The sequence below is a fragment of the Mycobacterium sp. E342 genome, assembly GCF_001667665.1.
Lineage (GTDB): Bacteria > Actinomycetota > Actinomycetes > Mycobacteriales > Mycobacteriaceae > Mycobacterium.
The window spans coordinates 1-790 of the sequence record NZ_LZJM01000243.1 but is presented as its reverse complement, the minus strand read 5'-3'; the positions used below and the strand labels follow the sequence as shown (position 1 = coordinate 790).

The 790-nt window shown below is 59.7% G+C and carries 1 protein-coding gene; it reads right to left on the bottom strand.

Going from position 1 to position 790, the window contains the following annotated elements:
• Positions 1 to 790 (bottom strand): cyclopropane mycolic acid synthase family methyltransferase (locus tag A5692_RS18990; RefSeq protein WP_068058613.1); only part of this gene is annotated, 790 nt, incomplete at its 3' end.

The following is a 790-nucleotide window of genomic DNA, read 5'->3' as shown; positions in this document are numbered from 1 at the left end:
TCATGTAGCGGTCGTAGACCTCTTGGGACTGGATGGCGATGGCCTGCTCGCGATTGGCCTCGAGGGCGGCCGCCCAGGTCTCCAGGGTCCTCGCGTAGTGCAGCTGCAGCGAGTGGACCCTGGTCAGCTCGAAGCCCGCCGTGACCGCGTACTCGCCGACGGTCTGCGGTGTCGGCAGCCACCCGCCCGGGAAGATTTCAGTGCCAATGAACCGCGCGAATCGAAGGTCGTTCATCGTGATGGAGACGCCGCGTTCGTACTGCTGCTTCTGGGTGTAGGTCAAAATGGTATGCAATAACATGCGGCCGTCGTCGGGAAGAATGTTGTAGGAACGTTCGAAGAACGCGGCGTACCGCTCCATCTTGAAAGCCTCGAAGGCGCCGATGGTGACAATTCGGTCGACCTTGTCCTCGAACTCTTCCCAGCCCTGCAGCCGCACCTCGACGGTGCGGTTCGTGCCCAATCCAGCCAGCTTCGCCTTGCTGTATTCAAACTGGTTGCGGCTCAGCGTGATTCCGATGACATTGACGTCAAATTTCTCCACGGCCCGCTTCATCGCCCCGCCCCAGCCGCAGCCGATGTCCAGCAGCGTCATCCCGGGCTCGAGGTTCAGTTTTCCCAGCGCAAGGTCGAACTTGGCGATTTGGGCATCTTCGAGGCTCATATCTTCATGCGCGAAATATGCGCACGTGTAGGCCATCGTCGGGTCTAGAAACAAGCGGAAGAAGTCGTCGGACAAGTCGTAGTGGGCTTGCACGTTTCCAAAATGCGGCGTGAGCTGCACGGACAT